This window comes from Arthrobacter sp. 10T413_2, assembly GCF_056394205.1.
The window spans coordinates 1-1,301 of the sequence record NZ_JBFTHK010000351.1 but is presented as its reverse complement, the minus strand read 5'-3'; the positions used below and the strand labels follow the sequence as shown (position 1 = coordinate 1,301).

Annotated in this window: 1 protein-coding gene; it reads right to left on the bottom strand. The window is 70.8% G+C overall.

Annotated elements, in window-relative coordinates; all coding sequences use genetic code 11:
• Positions 1 to 1,301 (bottom strand): NAD-dependent succinate-semialdehyde dehydrogenase (locus AC1DBQ_RS23375; RefSeq protein WP_476930762.1); only part of this gene is annotated, 1,301 nt, incomplete at both ends.

The window sequence follows — 1,301 nt, the reverse complement described above, 5'->3', positions numbered from 1 at the left end:
GCGGCGGCGTTGGAGATGACGCCGGCGTTGAAGCCGACCATGCCGAATTCGATCTGTTCCGCGACGCGCAGGAGCCGGTTGAAGTCGCGGCTGTAGAGGTAGGAGGCCAGGCCGTATTCGGTGGCGTTGGCCAGCCGGATCGCGTCCTCTTCGGTGGTGAAGGTGGTCACGGGGGCGACGGGTCCGAAGATTTCCTGGCGCAGGATCCCCGCGTCGTTCGGGACGTTGGCGAGCACGGTGGGCYGGTAGAAGTACCCGGGACCGTCCACGGGTGCGCCGCCGGTGAGGGCGGTGGCGCCGGCGTCGACGGCGGCGGTCACTAGGGCGTGGACGTCGTCGCGGGCGCCGGCGTCGATGAGCGGGCCCACCGTGGTGTTCGGGTCGGTGCCGCGGCCGGTGGACAGGGCGTCCATGGCCGCGGCGAACTTGGCGGTGAATTCCTGGGCCACGGATGCCTGGACGAGGAAGCGGTTGGCCGCGGTGCAGGCCTCGCCCATGTTCCGCATCTTCGCGGCCATCGCGCCTTCCACGGCCTGGTCCAGGTCGGCGTCCTCGAAGACGATGAAMGGGGCGTTGCCGCCGAGCTCCATCGAGGTGCGCAGCACATTYYGGGCGGCGTCGGCCATGAGGCGCTTGCCCACCGGGGTGGAACCGGTGAAGGAGACCTTCCGGAGCCGGGAATCGGCGAGCAGCGGCCCGGAGATCCCGGCGGCGCTGGCGGAGGCCACGACGTTCAGGACCCCGGCGGGCAGGCCCGCGTCGAGCATGGTCTGCRCGAAGAACTGGGCGGTCAGCGGGGTGAGCTTGGCCGGTTTCAGGACCATGGTGCAGCCGGCGGCGACGGCCGGCGCGACCTTGCGGGTGGCCATCGCGAGCGGGAAGTTCCAGGGGGTGATGAGCAGGCACGGTCCCACGGGCTTCTTCTGCACCAGGATCTTGTTCTTGCCCTCGGGGGTGGTGAGGTAGCGGCCGTAGTCGCGGACTGTTTCTTCGGAGAACCAGCGCAGGAACTCGGCACCGTAGGTGACTTCGCCSCGGGCTTCGGCCAGGGGCTTGCCCATTTCCAGGGTCATGAGCAGGGCGAAATCCTCGGCGCGCTCCGTGACGAGGTCAAAGGCGCGGCGCAGGATCTCGGCGCGTTCCCGCGGTGCGGTCCGGGCCCAGGCGGCCTGGGCCTTGTCGGCGGCGTCGAGCGCGGCGAGGGCGTCCTCGCTCGTMGCGGAGGCCAGGGTGGCGAGCACCTCCCCCGTAGCGGGGTCGTGGACGTCGAACGTGCCGCCGTCGGACGCCTCCCGCCACTG